This window comes from Variovorax sp. GW822-FHT04A09, assembly GCF_058801005.1.
The window spans coordinates 1-13,095 of record NZ_JBXAMV010000006.1 but is presented as its reverse complement, the minus strand read 5'-3'; the positions used below and the strand labels follow the sequence as shown (position 1 = coordinate 13,095).

Genomic DNA, 13,095 nt, shown 5'->3' with positions numbered 1-13,095 from the left:
CTTCTTCTTTCTTCTTCAGCCCCCTTGGTTCTTCTTGCACAACAGCTGGGCGAACACGCCCTGGCCTGGTTCGCGCTCGCGCTGACCGTGTCGGTGCTCGGTGCCGGCCTCGCCTGCCGGATGCTGCAACGGCGCCATCCGCTGCCCGACACCGGCGAGCCTGACGAATCGCGCCTGGCGTTCGGACTGGGACTGGGCTTCGTGCTGATCCTCGCAGCGGCTTTTCTGGTTGCATGGATCGCCTCGCACCTGGGCGACGGCCGCACCATGGGCCGCGCCGACCAGGCGCTGGCCGACGCCATCGCCGCCCATGTGCCGTGGGGCGCGCTCGTGAGCTTCAGCTGGCTCACGCACCTGGGCGACGCGCAGCTGCTCGCGCCCGTGTGCGGGCTGGTCGCGCTGCTGCTGTGGCGCAACGCGCATCGTGGGCTGGCGCTGGGCTGGGTGACCGCGCTCGGCGGCATCGTGGTGCTGAACCCCGCGCTCAAGCACATCTTTGCGCGGGCCCGGCCGGTGCACGACCACGGGCTGGCGCTGGAGACGAGCTTCAGCTTTCCCAGCGGCCACAGCGCGGGCGCGATCGTGAGCTACGGGATGCTGCTGTACCTGGCGCTGCGGCTGCTGCCGGCGCGCTGGCATGTGCCGGCTGCCATGGCCGCGGTGGCGGCCATCGTCACCATCGCCTGCAGCCGGATCTTCCTGCAGGTGCACTTCGCGAGCGATGTCGCGGCCGGCCTGCTGACCGGCCTGGGCTGGCTGCTGGTGTGCGTAAGCAGCCTGGAATACGCGCGGCACCGCAAGCGCCGCACCGCGCGCTGACCGTCGATCAGTATTCCCAGAAGATGCGCTGAAGCTCTTTGGTGTTGTTGGTCTTGGTCAAGGCCACCATCGCCAGGATGCGTGCCTTCTGCGGGCGCAGGTCGTGCGCCACCACCCAGTCGTACTTGTCGTCGGGCTGCTCGGCGTTGCGGATCACGAAGCCGTCGGGCACGCGCGAGCTGCGAATGACGATCACGCCGTCGGTGCGAGCCTTCTGCAGGTTCGGCACGATGCGGTCGGCCACCGAACCATTGCCCGTGCCGCCGTGGATCAGCGCCTTGGCGCCGCTCTTGGCGATCGCGTCGATGGCCACCGACGACACGCCTTCGTAGCCCATCGCGATCTCGACCGGCGGCAGCGCGGTGATGGTGTCGATGTTGAACTCGGAGTTGGTGGTGTGGCGCTTGACCGGCGCGCGGAACCAGTAGTTCTTGCCCTCGACGATCATGCCCAGCGGACCCCACTGGCTGGAGAACGCGCTGGTCTTGATGTTGACGTTCTTGCTCACGTCGCGGCCGGTGTCGATGTTGTCGCCCATCGTCACCAGCACACCCTTGCCCATCGCGTCCTTGCTGCCCGCCACGTTCACGGCGTCGTACAGGTTGAGCGCGCCGTCGGCCGACAGGGCCGTGCCCGGGCGCATCGAGCCGACCACCACGATCGGCTTGTTGGTGTGCACGGTGAGCGTCAGGAAGTAGGCAGTTTCTTCCAGCGTGTCGGTGCCATGGGTGATGACGATGCCGTCGACGTCCGACTGCTTGGACAGCGCCGAGACGCGCTTGGCCAGCGTCATCAGGTTGTCGTTGGTGAGGCTTTCCGATGCGACCTGGAACACCTGCTCGCCGCGCACGTTGGCGACCTTGGCCAGCTCGGGCAGGCCGGCGATCAGCTTCTCGACGCCAACCTTGGCGGCCGCATAGGTGGCGCTGTTGACGGCCGAGGCGCCAGCGCCGGCGATGGTGCCGCCGGTCGCCAGGATCACCACGTTGGGCAGCGCCTGCTGGGCCTGCGCGAGCGCGCTGGCCGCGAGCAGTGCGGCACCGGCCGCAAAGGCACGGAAATGGGTAGAAAAGTACATACGGGCTCCTTGGTTTGAGGATGATTTCTCGAGGCGGCGAGGAAGATACATGAACCATGCCCGCATGCCATGCCGCTGCATGCCGGCATGGCATGCGGTCATGCGCCGGCCTTAGAGGGCCAGCAGCCAGCCCGCCACCGCCGCCAGCCCGACGACCCACACCGGCGACAGGCGCGCGTAGACCAGCAAGCCGAACGCCGCCAGCGCCAGCCCGAAATCGGCCTTCGAGTGGATGGCGCTCGTCCACACCGGGTCGTAAAGCGCGGCGAGCAGCACGCCGACGACCGCCGCGTTGACGCCCGCCATCGCGCGCTGGACTGCATCGCGCTGGCGCAGCGTCTCCCAGAACGGCAGCGCGCCCGCCACCAGCAGGAAGGCCGGCAGGAAGATGGCCAGCAGCAGCGCCCCGCCGCCCAGCCAGCCGCCGAACGGCCCCTGCATGGCGGCGCCGAGGAAGGCCGCGAAGGTGAACAAGGGCCCCGGCACCGCCTGCGCTGCGCCGTAGCCCGCCAGGAACACGTCGTTCGAGACCAGGCCCGTCGGCACCACGCCCGCCTGCAGCAAGGGCAGCACGACGTGGCCGCCGCCGAACACCAGCGCGCCCGACCGGTAGAACGACGCAATGACGGAGAGCGGCGGCCAATCAGCCGCCGCAGCCAGCATCGGCAGTGCGACGAGCAGCGCGGCGAACAGGCCCAGCAGCGCGGCACCGGTCGCCCTGCTCACGCCGTGGTCGCGGTGCTGCGCGGCGGGCAGGTGGCCGGGCGGCAGCGCCCACCGGCCGACGACGCCCCCGGCGACGATGGCGGCGATCTGCCCCATGGCCGAAGGCACCGCGAGCACCAGCAGCGCCGCGACGATGGCCACACCCGCGCGCAGCCGATCAGGGCACAGCGACTTCGCCATGCCCCACACCGCCTGCGCGACGACGGCCACCGCGACGACCTTCAGCCCGTGCACCGCGCCCGATTGGGCCAGCCCCGCCCAGTGCGTGACGCCGGCTGCAAAGAGGATGAGCGCCACGGCGGACGGCAGCGTGAACCCGAGCCACGCCGCCAGCGCCCCGCCCCAGCCCGCGCGGCCGAGCCCCAGCGCGATGCCGACCTGGCTGCTCGCGGGTCCGGGCAGGAACTGGCACAGCGCCACGAGGTCGGAATAGCGCTTGTCGTCGAGCCACTTGCGGCGCTCCACGAACTCCGTGCGGAAGTAGCCCAGGTGCGCCACCGGCCCGCCGAAGGAGGTCAGGCCCAGCTTCAGGAAAGCGAGGAAGACTTCGAGCACCGAGCCCCTGGCGCGAAGGTCGCCTGCGCCATCAACAGCGGATGGCGCGGCGGGCTTGGGGCGGTGGTGGTGCTTCATGAACGACGACGTCGAATGTGCATCCGCCGGTGCGGCTCAGCCCTGGTTGCGCCCGGGCCGGAGGACGACAGCGCCGAGCGCGACGATCGCCAGCGCCGCGATCCACAGCGGCCACAGGCCGAAGGGCGCGACCCAGCGCGCGAAGGGCGTGAGCCCGCGCCGACCCTCGACCGGCGCTTCGAGCACGCCGCGCGTGAGGCGCGGCAGCTGGTGCGTGACGCGGCCCGCGGCGTCGATCACCACCGTGGCGCCGGTGTTGGTGGACCGCACCATCGGCCGCGCGAACTCGAGCGCGCGCATGCGCGAGATGGCCAGGTGCTGGTCGATGGCGACCGAGTCGCCGAACCAGGCGATGTTGCTGACGTTGAGCAGGACGGTCGGCGCCGTGGCCTCGTCGCGGAAGTTCGCGCCGATCTCGTCGCCGAACAAATCTTCGTAGCAGATGTTGGGTGCGATGCGCTGGCCCTGCCAGACGAAGGGCGCCTGCGCGAGGCCGCCGCGCTCGAAGTCGCCCAGCGGGATGCTCATCATGCGGATGAACCAGCGAAAGCCCGGCGGAATGAATTCGCCGAAGGGCACGAGGTGGTGCTTGCTGTAGGCGTAGGGCTGCGCCGCGCCACCGGGCATGAAGCCGAGCACGGCGTTGCGGTAGGTGCCCGGCCCGTCGCCGAGCGGCAGGCCGACGATGGCGGCCTGCTGCGAGCCCGGCTGGCCGTAGCGTTCCTGGATGCTGTCGAGGTAGCCGGCGGGCAGCTGGCGCGGCAGCAGCGGCAGCGCCGTTTCGGGCGTGACCACGAGTTGGGCCTTGGCGTCGCGCAGCTGTTCGGCGTACCAGCGCAAGGCGGTTTCGATGCCGCCGCCCGGAATGAATTTCTCGTCCTGCGGGATGTTGCCCTGCAGCAGTGCGACCTGCAGCGTGCCGGCAGTGCCCTGCGCGCCGCGCGCATCGGCAGGCAGCGGCGAGACAACGTTGGGCAGCACGAAAACCGCGGCGAGCAGCATCGCGGCCAGCGCCGTCGGCACCACGCCACGCAGCGGCAGCCGCCGCGCGACCAGCGCCACGGCCAGTGCTGCGGCGGCGCCGATGCCGTACACGCCGACCCACGGTGCCAGCGCGGCCAGCGGGCCGTCGACATGGGCGTAGCCACCCGCGCCCCAGGGAAAGCCGGTGAACCAGCTGCCGCGCACGAGCTCGGCCAGCGTCCACAGCGCGGCGAACACGAAGGCGCCCGCGACGCGCCCCGCCGGCCCGCGCACCACGAACCAGGCGCAGGCCACGGCGTAGTAGAGCCCGAGCGCCGCCGCCAGCGCGAGCACGGCGATCACCGCCAGCGGCGCCGGCAGCCCGCCGTAGGTGTGCATCGAGATGAAGAGCCACCAGAAGCTGCCGGTGAGCCAGGCGGTCGCGAACACCCAACCAAGCAGGCCGGCGCGGCGCCAGCCCGCGCCCTGCGCGCGCAGGCCGTCGAGCAGCCAGACCAGCCCGGCCAGCGACAGCAGCTGCAGCCACCACAGCGGACGGCCGTCGCCCGGCCAGGCGATGGACAGGGCCTGCGCCACGCCCGCCAGGCCGAAGCCGAGCAGGCGAAGCAGCCCGGAGGCGGCGGAGGAAGGGGGAGAGGTGGGCGAGACGCGGGCCGGGGCCGCTGCTGCGGGCGCCGGCATCAGTCGGCCGCGTCGCCGCCGCGCGCCGGCGACACCCGGAACCAGCGCACCGCGCCGCCCTTGGTGTGCAGCACGACGAAGTCGAAGCCGCCGATGGCGTGGTGCTCGCCGCGCTTGGGCACGTGGCCCATCTCGTGCGCGATGAGTCCGCCGATGGTGTCGAAGTCTTCGCTCAGCTGTTCTTCATTGAAGACGATGCCGAAGGCCTCGGCCACGCGCTCGATGGGCGTGTCGCCCGAGACGCGGTAGGTGTGGTCGGCCAGGCCGAAGATGTCGCCCTCGTCCTCGGCGATGTCGAACTCGTCCTCGATCTCGCCGACGATCTGCTCGAGCACGTCCTCGATGGTGATGAGGCCGGCCACGCGGCCGAACTCGTCGATGACGATGGCCAGGTGGTTGCGGTTGCCGCGGAACTCGCGCAGCAGGTCGTTCAGGCCCTTGCTCTCGGGCACGAAGGTGGCCGGGCGCAGCAAGGCGCGGATGTTCAGGCCCGGCGCGCGCTGCAGCTTGAGCAGGTCCTTCGCGAGCAGGATGCCGATGATGTTTTCTTTTTCGCCCTCGTAGACCGGAAAGCGCGAGTGCGCGGTCTGGATCACGGCGTGCAGCAGCGCGTCGAAGGGCGCGTCGATGTTCACGAGGTCCATGCGCGGCGCCGCGACCATCACGTCACCGGCCGTCATGTCGGCCATGCGCAGCACGCCTTCGAGCATCACGCGCGATTCGGCGCCGATCACCTCGTTGTCCTCGGCATCGGCGAGGGTTTCGATCAGCTCGTCGCGCGAATCGGGGCCGGGGTGGATGAATTCGGCGAGCTTCTGGAGAAAGCCACGCTTGTCTTCCCGTTCAACGGGAGCGCGTTCAGGGTGAGGGTCGGCCACTGCGGGAGGGCGGAGTTGAAGAGAGACAAGGATAACGGATTGCGCATGACAGGCTCTACCGTCCGGCCGGCATAGGCCGCCCTCGCCCGCTCAGGGGGCCGATTTGCTTCTTGCGTCGCGCATGCCGCTGCGCACTTCCTGCAGGCTCGCCAGGAAGGCCCAGAACTGCTTGGCGCGGCTCTTGAGCGCGAAATCGACCGCGGCGTAATGCTCCAGCGCGATCTCGCTCATGCGGCTGTCGAAGGTGGCGGTGGGCAGCTGCAGGTGGGCTTCGGACTCCGAGCCGCTGCGCACCACGGTGGCGCCGGCGTTGCGGGCGATCTTGAGCATGGCGGCGTTTTCGCTCAGCGCATGGATGAAGAGCATGCCCACGCCTTCGTTGCGCGCGGCGACCACGGCGCGCTCGAACAGGCGCGCGCCATAGCCGCGGCCGCGGGCGTGCGACGACACGGACACGCCGAACTCGGCGCAGTCGCTGTGCTGGTCGCCGGGTGCGTAGGCCACGTGCGCCATCGCGATCAGGTCGAGGCGGCGGTTGTAGATGCCGAACAGTTCGTCACGGTCGAAGTCCAGGCCTTCGACATAGCGCAGGACCTGCTCGTCGGCCGCGGCATAGCCGAAGCGCAGGTAGCGATCGTGCGGCGTCAGGTCCAGCAGGTGGCGCGCGATGCGTTCGCGCTCGCGCGGGCCGATCGAGCGGATCGGCACCATGACGGGTGGGGGCGCGCTGACGGCGCGCGGTTGCGCCTCAACCATCGGCGCCTTCAGGAAAGAGCCGAGGCCGAGAGACGCTTTGAGGAGGGTCTTGGCGGTAAGCATGGCTCCAATGTAAGGGTTTTCCCTTAATCACCAAGCCTGCAAGGACACTTTCTGGACGCATTCGTGACTCGATACCAGAGTCCGTGGTGTTTACGCAACCAATTTGTGGTTAAACGGGCACAGATGTTGTGGCTTTGACACGATCGAGCACAAAGCTGGTCTTGCAGTCTTCGACGCTGGGGTGCTTCAACAGGGTGTCCATGATGAAGCGGCTGTAGTGCGCCATGTCGGCCACCACCACGCGCAGCAGGTAGTCCATGTCGCCGGTGAGGGCCGCGCACTCGACCACCTCGGGCCAGGTCTGCACACTGGCGCGGAACAGGTCCATGGGGTTGCGCTTGTGGGTTTCGGTGTGCTTTTCGAGCCGCACGTTCAGGTAGGCCGTGAGGCCCAGGCCGACCGCCTCGGGCTGGACCAGGGCCACGTAGCGGTCGATGACCTTGTGCTCCTCGAGCCGCTTGACCCGGCGCAGCACGGCGCTGGGCGACAGGCTGACCTGCTCCGCGATCTGGTCGTAGGTGGCGCGACCGTCTGCTTGCAGCATGCGCAAAATGAGTCGATCTATCTTGTCGAGTGCTTCCATTTCGTCATTTTTGCAGTTTTACTGCGTCATGGCCACCCAGGGCGCCCAGAAACGCAGAAAACCTGAACGCCTTCCGCCCTACAGTGCAGCACGGCCCGGATCCGGGCCTTTGTTTTCCTTTCTGCACAACTTCCCCACTTTCCGGAGACAGCACCCATGAGCCACGCCGACGCCCCCGCCTTCACGCCCTGGGAGAACCCGATGGGCACCGACGGCTTCGAATTCATCGAGTACGCGGCACCCGATCCGGTCGCGATGGGCAAGGTGTTCGAGCGCATGGGCTTCGTGGCCATCGCCAAGCACCGTCACAAGAACGTGCTGCTGTACCGCCAGGGCACGATCAACTTCATCCTGAATGCCGAGCCCGATTCGTTCGCCCAGCGTTTTGCGCGCGAGCACGGCCCGAGCGTGTGCGCCATCGCCTTCCGCGTGCAGGACGCCAAGCAGGCCTACGAACGCGCCACCGCGCTGGGCGCCTGGGGCTTCGCTGACAAGGCCGGCCCGGGCGAGCTGAACATCCCCGCCATCAAGGGCATCGGCGACAGCCTGATCTACCTGGTGGACCGCTGGCCGGGCAAGAACGGCGCGCAGCCGGGCGACATCGGCAACATCGGCTTCTACGACGTGGACTTCGAGGCGCTGCCGGGCGTGTCGTCGCAGGACGCGCTGGCGCGCAAGGGCAACGGCCTGACCTACATCGACCACCTGACGCACAACGTGTACCGCGGCCGCATGGACGTGTGGGCCAATTTCTACGAGAAGCTCTTCAACTTCCGCGAAGTGAAGTACTTCGACATCGAGGGCCAGGTGACGGGCGTGAAGAGCAAGGCCATGACCAGCCCCTGCGGCAAGATCCGCATCCCGATCAACGAAGAGGGCAAGGAACAGGCCGGCCAGATCCAGGAGTACCTGGACATGTACAAGGGCGAGGGCATCCAGCACATCGCCATGGGTTCGGACAACCTGTACGAGAGCGTCGACGCGCTGCGCGCCAACGGCGTGACGCTGCTGGACACCATCGACACCTACTACGAGCTGATCGACAAGCGCATTCCCGAGCACGGCGAAAGCGTGGCCGAGCTGAAGAAGCGCAAGATCCTGATCGACGGCAAGAAGGACGCGCTGCTGCTGCAGATCTTCAGCGAGAACCAGCTGGGCCCGATCTTCTTCGAGTTCATCCAGCGCAAGGGCGACGACGGTTTCGGCAACGGCAACTTCAAGGCGCTGTTCGAGAGCATCGAGCTCGACCAGATGCGCCGGGGCGTGCTGAGCGCCGCAAAATAAGGCGCTTCACCACTGCCCTGGAGCCCGGCATGCGCCACGCGTCTTCTTCGACTGTCGTCACTTCCTTCGTCGCGGCAGCCGCCGCTGCTGTCGTGCTCTCGGGCTGCGCCTCGGCGCCGCCCGCGGCCGGCCCGGGTGCCTCGCACCTGGACACGGTGCAGAAGGCGGCCGTGCTGCGCATCTGCACGCCGGGCGACTACCGGCCCTTCAGCTTCCAGAAGGCCGACGCCTCGTTCGAAGGCATCGACGTCGACCTGATGGCGGGCTTCAGCGCCAGCCTCGGCGCCAAGCCCGAGTGGGTCAAGACGACGTGGGCCAATCTGCTGCCCGACCTGGCCGCGGGCAAGTGCGACATCGCCGTGGGCGGCGTGTCGGTGACCACCGACCGCCAGAAGCGCGCCTTCTTCAGCGCGCCCTACATGGTCAACGGCAAGACGCCCATCGCGCGCTGCGCCGACGTGGCCAAGTACCAGAGCGTGGCGGCCATCGACCAGCCGTCGACCCGCGTGATCTTCAACCCGGGCGGCAGCAACGAACGCTTCGCCCGCACCAACTTCAAGCAGGCCAGGCTCACGCTGCATGGCGAGAACGTCACGATCTTCGACGAGATCCTGGCCAACCGCGCCGACGTGTTCGTCACCGAATCGGCCGAGGCCATCACGCAGCAGAAGCTCAAGCCCGGGCTGTGCGCGGTGAACCCCGACAAGCCGCTGCAGTACGGCGAAATGGCCTGGATGCTGCCGCGCGACGACGTGGCTTTCAAATCGTATGTCGACCAATGGCTGCACTTGCAGCAAGCCGGCGGCGACTTCCAGCGCGTGATGGACCGCTGGCTCAAGTAACCCGAGAAACCGAACGCCCCATGGATTCCCCTGCCGCCGTTGTCACCCCCGCCGTCTATGGCGCCTCCGATCGCCCGCCGCGCGGCGACTACTCGCGCGGCGGTTCGGTGCAAGCCGACTACACCTGCCCGCAGGACTGGGCCAGCTACACGGCGGCCGACCATGACACCTACAAGCGGCTGTACGAACGCCAGGCCGCGCAGCTGACGGGCCTGGCCTGCGATGCCTTCATCAAGGCGCTGCCGCTGCTCGGCGTGAAGGACCGCATCCCGCGCTTCGAGGAACTCAACGAGCGCCTGCACCGCGCCACCGGCTGGGAGATCGTCGCGGTGCCGGGGCTGATTCCCGAGCTGCCCTTCTTCACGCTGCTGGCAAACCGCAAGTTCCCGGTGACCGACTGGATCCGCAAGCCCGAGGAGTTCGACTACATCGTCGAGCCGGACGTGTTCCACGACCTGTTCGGCCATGTGCCGATGCTGTTCGACCCCACCTTCGCCGACTACGTGCAGCGCTACGGCCAGGGCGGCATCAAGGCGCACGAGCTGGGCGCGGGCGAGAAGCTGGCGCGGCTGTACTGGTACACGGTCGAATTCGGCCTGATCCGCCAGCCCGAGGGCCTGCGCGCCTACGGCGCCGGCATCCTGAGCTCGGTCGGCGAACTGCAGCACGCGGTGCGCAGCCCCGAGCCGCACCGCCTCCCGCTCGACCTGCTGCGCACCATGCGCACGCAGTACAAGATCGACACCTACCAAGCCAACTACTTCGTGATCGAGAACTTCGCGCAGCTCTTCGATCTCACGGCACCCGACTTCACGCCGCTGTACCGCGCGCTCGAGGTCGAGCCCGACATCCCGGCCGGCGTGCTGCTGCCGGGCGAATCCGGCAACGCCTGATCGCATTGCAGCGACCCGGGCGCGCACGGCGGCTATCGCCTGCGCGACACCGGGCACACGCCCCTAGGACAAGCCCGCTGGCGGGTGGGAGGCATTGGCTCCCACAATCCGCGCCAAAGGAGCTTGCATGCAGACATCCGCGCGACAGAACTACCCGGCCGGCGTGCCGCACGAGATTCATCCGGAGCAGTACCGCTCCCTGCCTCACATGTTCGACGAGGCCTTCGGCCGCTACAAGGACCGGCCGTTCTCGGTCTGCATGGAGCGCTGGATGTCGTATGGCGAGCTCGACACGCTCTCGAAGGCGATGGGTGCCTGGCTGCAATCGCAGGGCCTCGCGCCCGGTGCGCGGGTGGCGATCATGCTGCCCAACGTGCCGCAGTTCGCGGTCACGATGTGCGCCGTGCTGCGCGCGGGCTACACCTGCGTCAACGTCAATCCGCTGTACACGGCGCGCGAGCTGGAGCACCAGCTCAAGGACTCCGGCGCCACCGCCATCGTCATCCTCGAGAACTTTGCCGCCACGCTCGAACAGGTGATCGAGCGCACGCCGGTCAAGCACGTGGTGATGACCGCGATGGGCGACCTGCTCGGCGGTCTGTACGGCGCCTGGATCACGGTGGCCGTGCGCCATCTGGCCAAGATGGTGCCGCCCTACAAGCTGCCGCTGAGCGACGGTCGCACGGTCACGCCGTTCAAGCAGGCGATTGCCGAAGGCCGCGGGCGCACGCTTGGGCCTGACCAGAGCACGCTCGATTCGATCGCCTTCCTGCAGTACACGGGCGGCACCACCGGCCTGTCGAAGGGCGCGGTGCTGACCCACCGCAACATCGTGGCCGCCACGCTGCAGGCCGAGGCCTGGTTCACGCCTGCGCTGGCGCGGGCCGGCGACCTGGCGAAGGTCAACAGCATCGCCGCGCTGCCGCTGTATCACATCTTCGCGCTGACCCTGTGCCTGCTCGTGATCCGCCAGGGCTCGCACATGACGCTGATTCCGAACCCGCGCGACTTCAACAAGTTCGTCGCGGTGCTGAAGAAGCGGCCCTTCCACATGCTGCCGGCAGTGAACACCTTGTTCAATGCGCTGCTGATGCACCCGGAGTTCAAGACGGTCGACTTCTCCACGCTGTTCGTGTCGCAGGCCGGTGGCATGGCCGCTTCCGAAGGCACGGCGCGCAAGTGGTTCGAAGCCACCGGCTGCCCGATGATCGAAGGCTGGGGCATGAGCGAGACCTGCGCGATCGGCACCAACAACCCGGTATCGAACACGAAGTTCACGGGCACCATCGGCTTGCCGTTGCCGAGCATTGAGATCGCGATCAAGGACGATGAAGGCCAATCGCTGCCGATCGGCCAGGCGGGCGAGCTGTGCATCAAGGGGCCGAACGTGATGACCGGTTACTACAACCAGCCCGCCGAAACGGCGGCGGCCTTCACGGCCGACGGCTTCATGCGCACCGGCGACATCGCCGTGATGCAGGAAGACGGCTACAGCCGGATCGTCGACCGCAAGAAGGACATGATCCTCGTGAGCGGTTTCAACGTGTTCCCCAACGAGCTGGAGAACGTGATTTCGCTGTGCCCTGGCGTCGTCGAGTGCGCGGCGGTGGGCGTGCCGGACGAGAAGCAGGGCGAAGCCATCAAGGTCTTCGTGGTCCGCAAGGACCCGACGCTGACGGAAGACGCCGTGCTCCAGTACTGCAACGGACAGCTCACCGGCTACAAGCGGCCGAAGCACATCGAGTTCCGCGAGTCGCTGCCCAAGACCAACGTCGGGAAGATCCTGCGGCGCGAGCTGCGCACCAGCGCCGGTGCCTGAGCGCGTGGGGCACCACGGGGGAGCCAGCGCCGGGCTGCCGGCGAATGTCGTCGTGTTCGAGCGGGGCTGGCTGTCTTCGAACAACATTCTCTTCGTCGGAGTCGAGGAAACGACGCTGGTCGACACCGGCTATGCCACGCATGCCGAGCAAACGTTGGCACTGGTCGAGTCGGTGCTGGGCGAACGTCCGCTTGATCGGGTGCTGAACACGCATCTGCACAGCGACCACTGCGGGGGGAACGCGGCGTTGCAGCAGCGTTATCCATTGTTGCGGACAGACATTCCGCCTGGAGAGGCGGCGCTGGTTGAGCGGTGGGATGCGCAGGGTCTGAGTTTTCTTGCGACGGGGCAAAGTTGTCCGCGTTTTGGTTTCACCGGACTGCTCGAGCCTGGCACTGAATGCCTATTGGGAGACAGTGCGTGGCAAGTGCATGGGGCTCCGGGTCACGATCCGCATTCGGTGATCCTCTTCGACCCGGTGTCGCGGACCCTGATTTCAGCGGATGCGCTCTGGGAGAACGGGTTTGGCATCGCCTTTCCCGAACTGATGGGCGAGCCTTCATTCGGAGATATCGCGGCGACGCTCGATTTGATCGAGAGATTAGCGCCTCGCCAGGTGATTCCAGGTCATGGCGGCGTCTTCACCGATGTGGAGCGTGCGTTGCAGACAGCGCGCAAGCGGCTGTCTGGCTTGGAGCGCGCCCCTGTGAAGCACGCGCGCCATGCGATGAAGGTGTTGATGAAGTTCAAGCTTCTGGAGCTGCACGCGGTGTCGCACGCTGAGTGGGGAGCGTGGCTTGGCGGGACGCCCTATTTCGAGCGGATCCGAGCTCGATTCTTTGCGGATGCTTCGCTTGAGACTTTGACAGGAGATCTGTTGGCAGAGCTGGTTGCAGTTGGCGCGGCGCAGTCCGATGCTTTGGGAGTTCGCAACGCCTGATTGACGGTTGTTTGCTCCAATAAAAAAGCGCTGCTTCTCTCGAGTCAGCGCTTTTTATGCGTTTGGCGTTTGCTGTGCGCAAAGCAAAAAACCCCAGTCATTGCTGACTGGGGTTT

The 13,095-nt window shown here is 67.5% G+C and carries 12 protein-coding genes; 6 read left to right on the top strand and 6 right to left on the bottom strand.

The genetic code is table 11. The features are described 5' to 3' along the window. The first annotated feature begins 24 nt into the window (after positions 1–24). Complete coding sequence (locus AC1RLW_RS25725) at positions 25–819, top strand: phosphatase PAP2 family protein (RefSeq protein ID WP_493195599.1); 795 nt, start codon at positions 25–27, stop codon at positions 817–819. 7 nt (positions 820–826) lie between these two features. Here AC1RLW_RS25725 and AC1RLW_RS25720 read toward each other — a convergent pair whose 3' ends face one another. The 6 genes from AC1RLW_RS25720 to AC1RLW_RS25695 all read right to left on the bottom strand — a co-directional run bounded on the left by AC1RLW_RS25720 (position 827) and on the right by AC1RLW_RS25695 (position 7,201). Further along, on the bottom strand, positions 827–1,897 hold the full coding sequence (locus AC1RLW_RS25720; protein WP_062481776.1) for an asparaginase: 1,071 nt from the start codon (positions 1,895–1,897) through the stop codon (positions 827–829). A 111-nt stretch (positions 1,898–2,008) separates the two neighbouring features. Beyond that, positions 2,009–3,256 carry a chromate efflux transporter gene (chrA, locus tag AC1RLW_RS25715; protein WP_493195598.1) on the bottom strand — a complete coding sequence of 416 codons (1,248 nt, stop codon included), beginning with the start codon at positions 3,254–3,256 and terminating at the stop codon, positions 2,009–2,011. 36 nt (positions 3,257–3,292) lie between these two features. Next, the gene (gene lnt / locus AC1RLW_RS25710; RefSeq protein WP_493195597.1) at positions 3,293–4,921 is read right to left on the bottom strand and encodes an apolipoprotein N-acyltransferase; all 1,629 of its coding nucleotides are present in this window, start codon (positions 4,919–4,921) and stop codon (positions 3,293–3,295) included. Continuing rightward, entirely contained in the window at positions 4,921–5,799 is an 879-nt protein-coding gene (locus AC1RLW_RS25705; protein WP_062482253.1) for a CorC family transporter, read from the bottom strand. Before AC1RLW_RS25705 ends, lnt begins: the two co-directional genes overlap by 1 nt. Before the next feature lie 90 nt (positions 5,800–5,889). Beyond that, positions 5,890–6,618, bottom strand: coding sequence for a GNAT family N-acetyltransferase (locus AC1RLW_RS25700; RefSeq protein WP_062482250.1), 729 nt, complete (start codon positions 6,616–6,618; stop codon positions 5,890–5,892). 109 nt (positions 6,619–6,727) lie between these two features. Continuing rightward, the gene (locus AC1RLW_RS25695; protein WP_062482247.1) at positions 6,728–7,201 is read right to left on the bottom strand and encodes an Lrp/AsnC family transcriptional regulator; all 474 of its coding nucleotides are present in this window, start codon (positions 7,199–7,201) and stop codon (positions 6,728–6,730) included. 156 nt (positions 7,202–7,357) lie between these two features. Here AC1RLW_RS25695 and hppD point away from each other — a divergent pair, with 156 nt between their 5' ends. The 5 genes from hppD to AC1RLW_RS25670 all read left to right on the top strand — a co-directional run bounded on the left by hppD (position 7,358) and on the right by AC1RLW_RS25670 (position 12,979). Continuing rightward, complete coding sequence (gene hppD / locus AC1RLW_RS25690) at positions 7,358–8,485, top strand: 4-hydroxyphenylpyruvate dioxygenase (protein ID WP_139701335.1); 1,128 nt, start codon at positions 7,358–7,360, stop codon at positions 8,483–8,485. A gap of 29 nt (positions 8,486–8,514) precedes the next feature. After that, positions 8,515–9,327, top strand: a complete 813-nt coding sequence (locus AC1RLW_RS25685; RefSeq protein ID WP_095947889.1) for a transporter substrate-binding domain-containing protein — start codon at positions 8,515–8,517, stop codon at positions 9,325–9,327. Positions 9,328–9,347: 20 nt separating this feature from the next. Beyond that, positions 9,348–10,220 carry a phenylalanine 4-monooxygenase gene (phhA, locus tag AC1RLW_RS25680; protein WP_095947888.1) on the top strand — a complete coding sequence of 291 codons (873 nt, stop codon included), beginning with the start codon at positions 9,348–9,350 and terminating at the stop codon, positions 10,218–10,220. A 127-nt stretch (positions 10,221–10,347) separates the two neighbouring features. Then, positions 10,348–12,039, top strand: a complete 1,692-nt coding sequence (locus tag AC1RLW_RS25675; protein WP_307697145.1) for an AMP-binding protein — start codon at positions 10,348–10,350, stop codon at positions 12,037–12,039. Continuing rightward, positions 12,032–12,979, top strand: coding sequence for an MBL fold metallo-hydrolase (locus AC1RLW_RS25670; RefSeq protein WP_493195596.1), 948 nt, complete (start codon positions 12,032–12,034; stop codon positions 12,977–12,979). Before AC1RLW_RS25675 ends, AC1RLW_RS25670 begins: the two co-directional genes overlap by 8 nt. Positions 12,980–13,095: the final 116 nt, after the last annotated feature.

Coding starts and splice junctions, on each gene's coding strand:
- AC1RLW_RS25720 (WP_062481776.1), bottom strand. CDS start 1,897: ATGTACTTTTCTACCCATTTCCGTGCCTTTGCGGCCGGTGCCGCACTG.
- chrA (WP_493195598.1), bottom strand. CDS start 3,256: ATGAAGCACCACCACCGCCCCAAGCCCGCCGCGCCATCCGCTGTTGAT.
- lnt (WP_493195597.1), bottom strand. CDS start 4,921: ATGCCGGCGCCCGCAGCAGCGGCCCCGGCCCGCGTCTCGCCCACCTCT.
- AC1RLW_RS25700 (WP_062482250.1), bottom strand. CDS start 6,618: ATGCTTACCGCCAAGACCCTCCTCAAAGCGTCTCTCGGCCTCGGCTCT.
- AC1RLW_RS25695 (WP_062482247.1), bottom strand. CDS start 7,201: ATGGAAGCACTCGACAAGATAGATCGACTCATTTTGCGCATGCTGCAA.
- hppD (WP_139701335.1), top strand. CDS start 7,358: ATGAGCCACGCCGACGCCCCCGCCTTCACGCCCTGGGAGAACCCGATG.
- AC1RLW_RS25685 (WP_095947889.1), top strand. CDS start 8,515: ATGCGCCACGCGTCTTCTTCGACTGTCGTCACTTCCTTCGTCGCGGCA.
- phhA (WP_095947888.1), top strand. CDS start 9,348: ATGGATTCCCCTGCCGCCGTTGTCACCCCCGCCGTCTATGGCGCCTCC.
- AC1RLW_RS25675 (WP_307697145.1), top strand. CDS start 10,348: ATGCAGACATCCGCGCGACAGAACTACCCGGCCGGCGTGCCGCACGAG.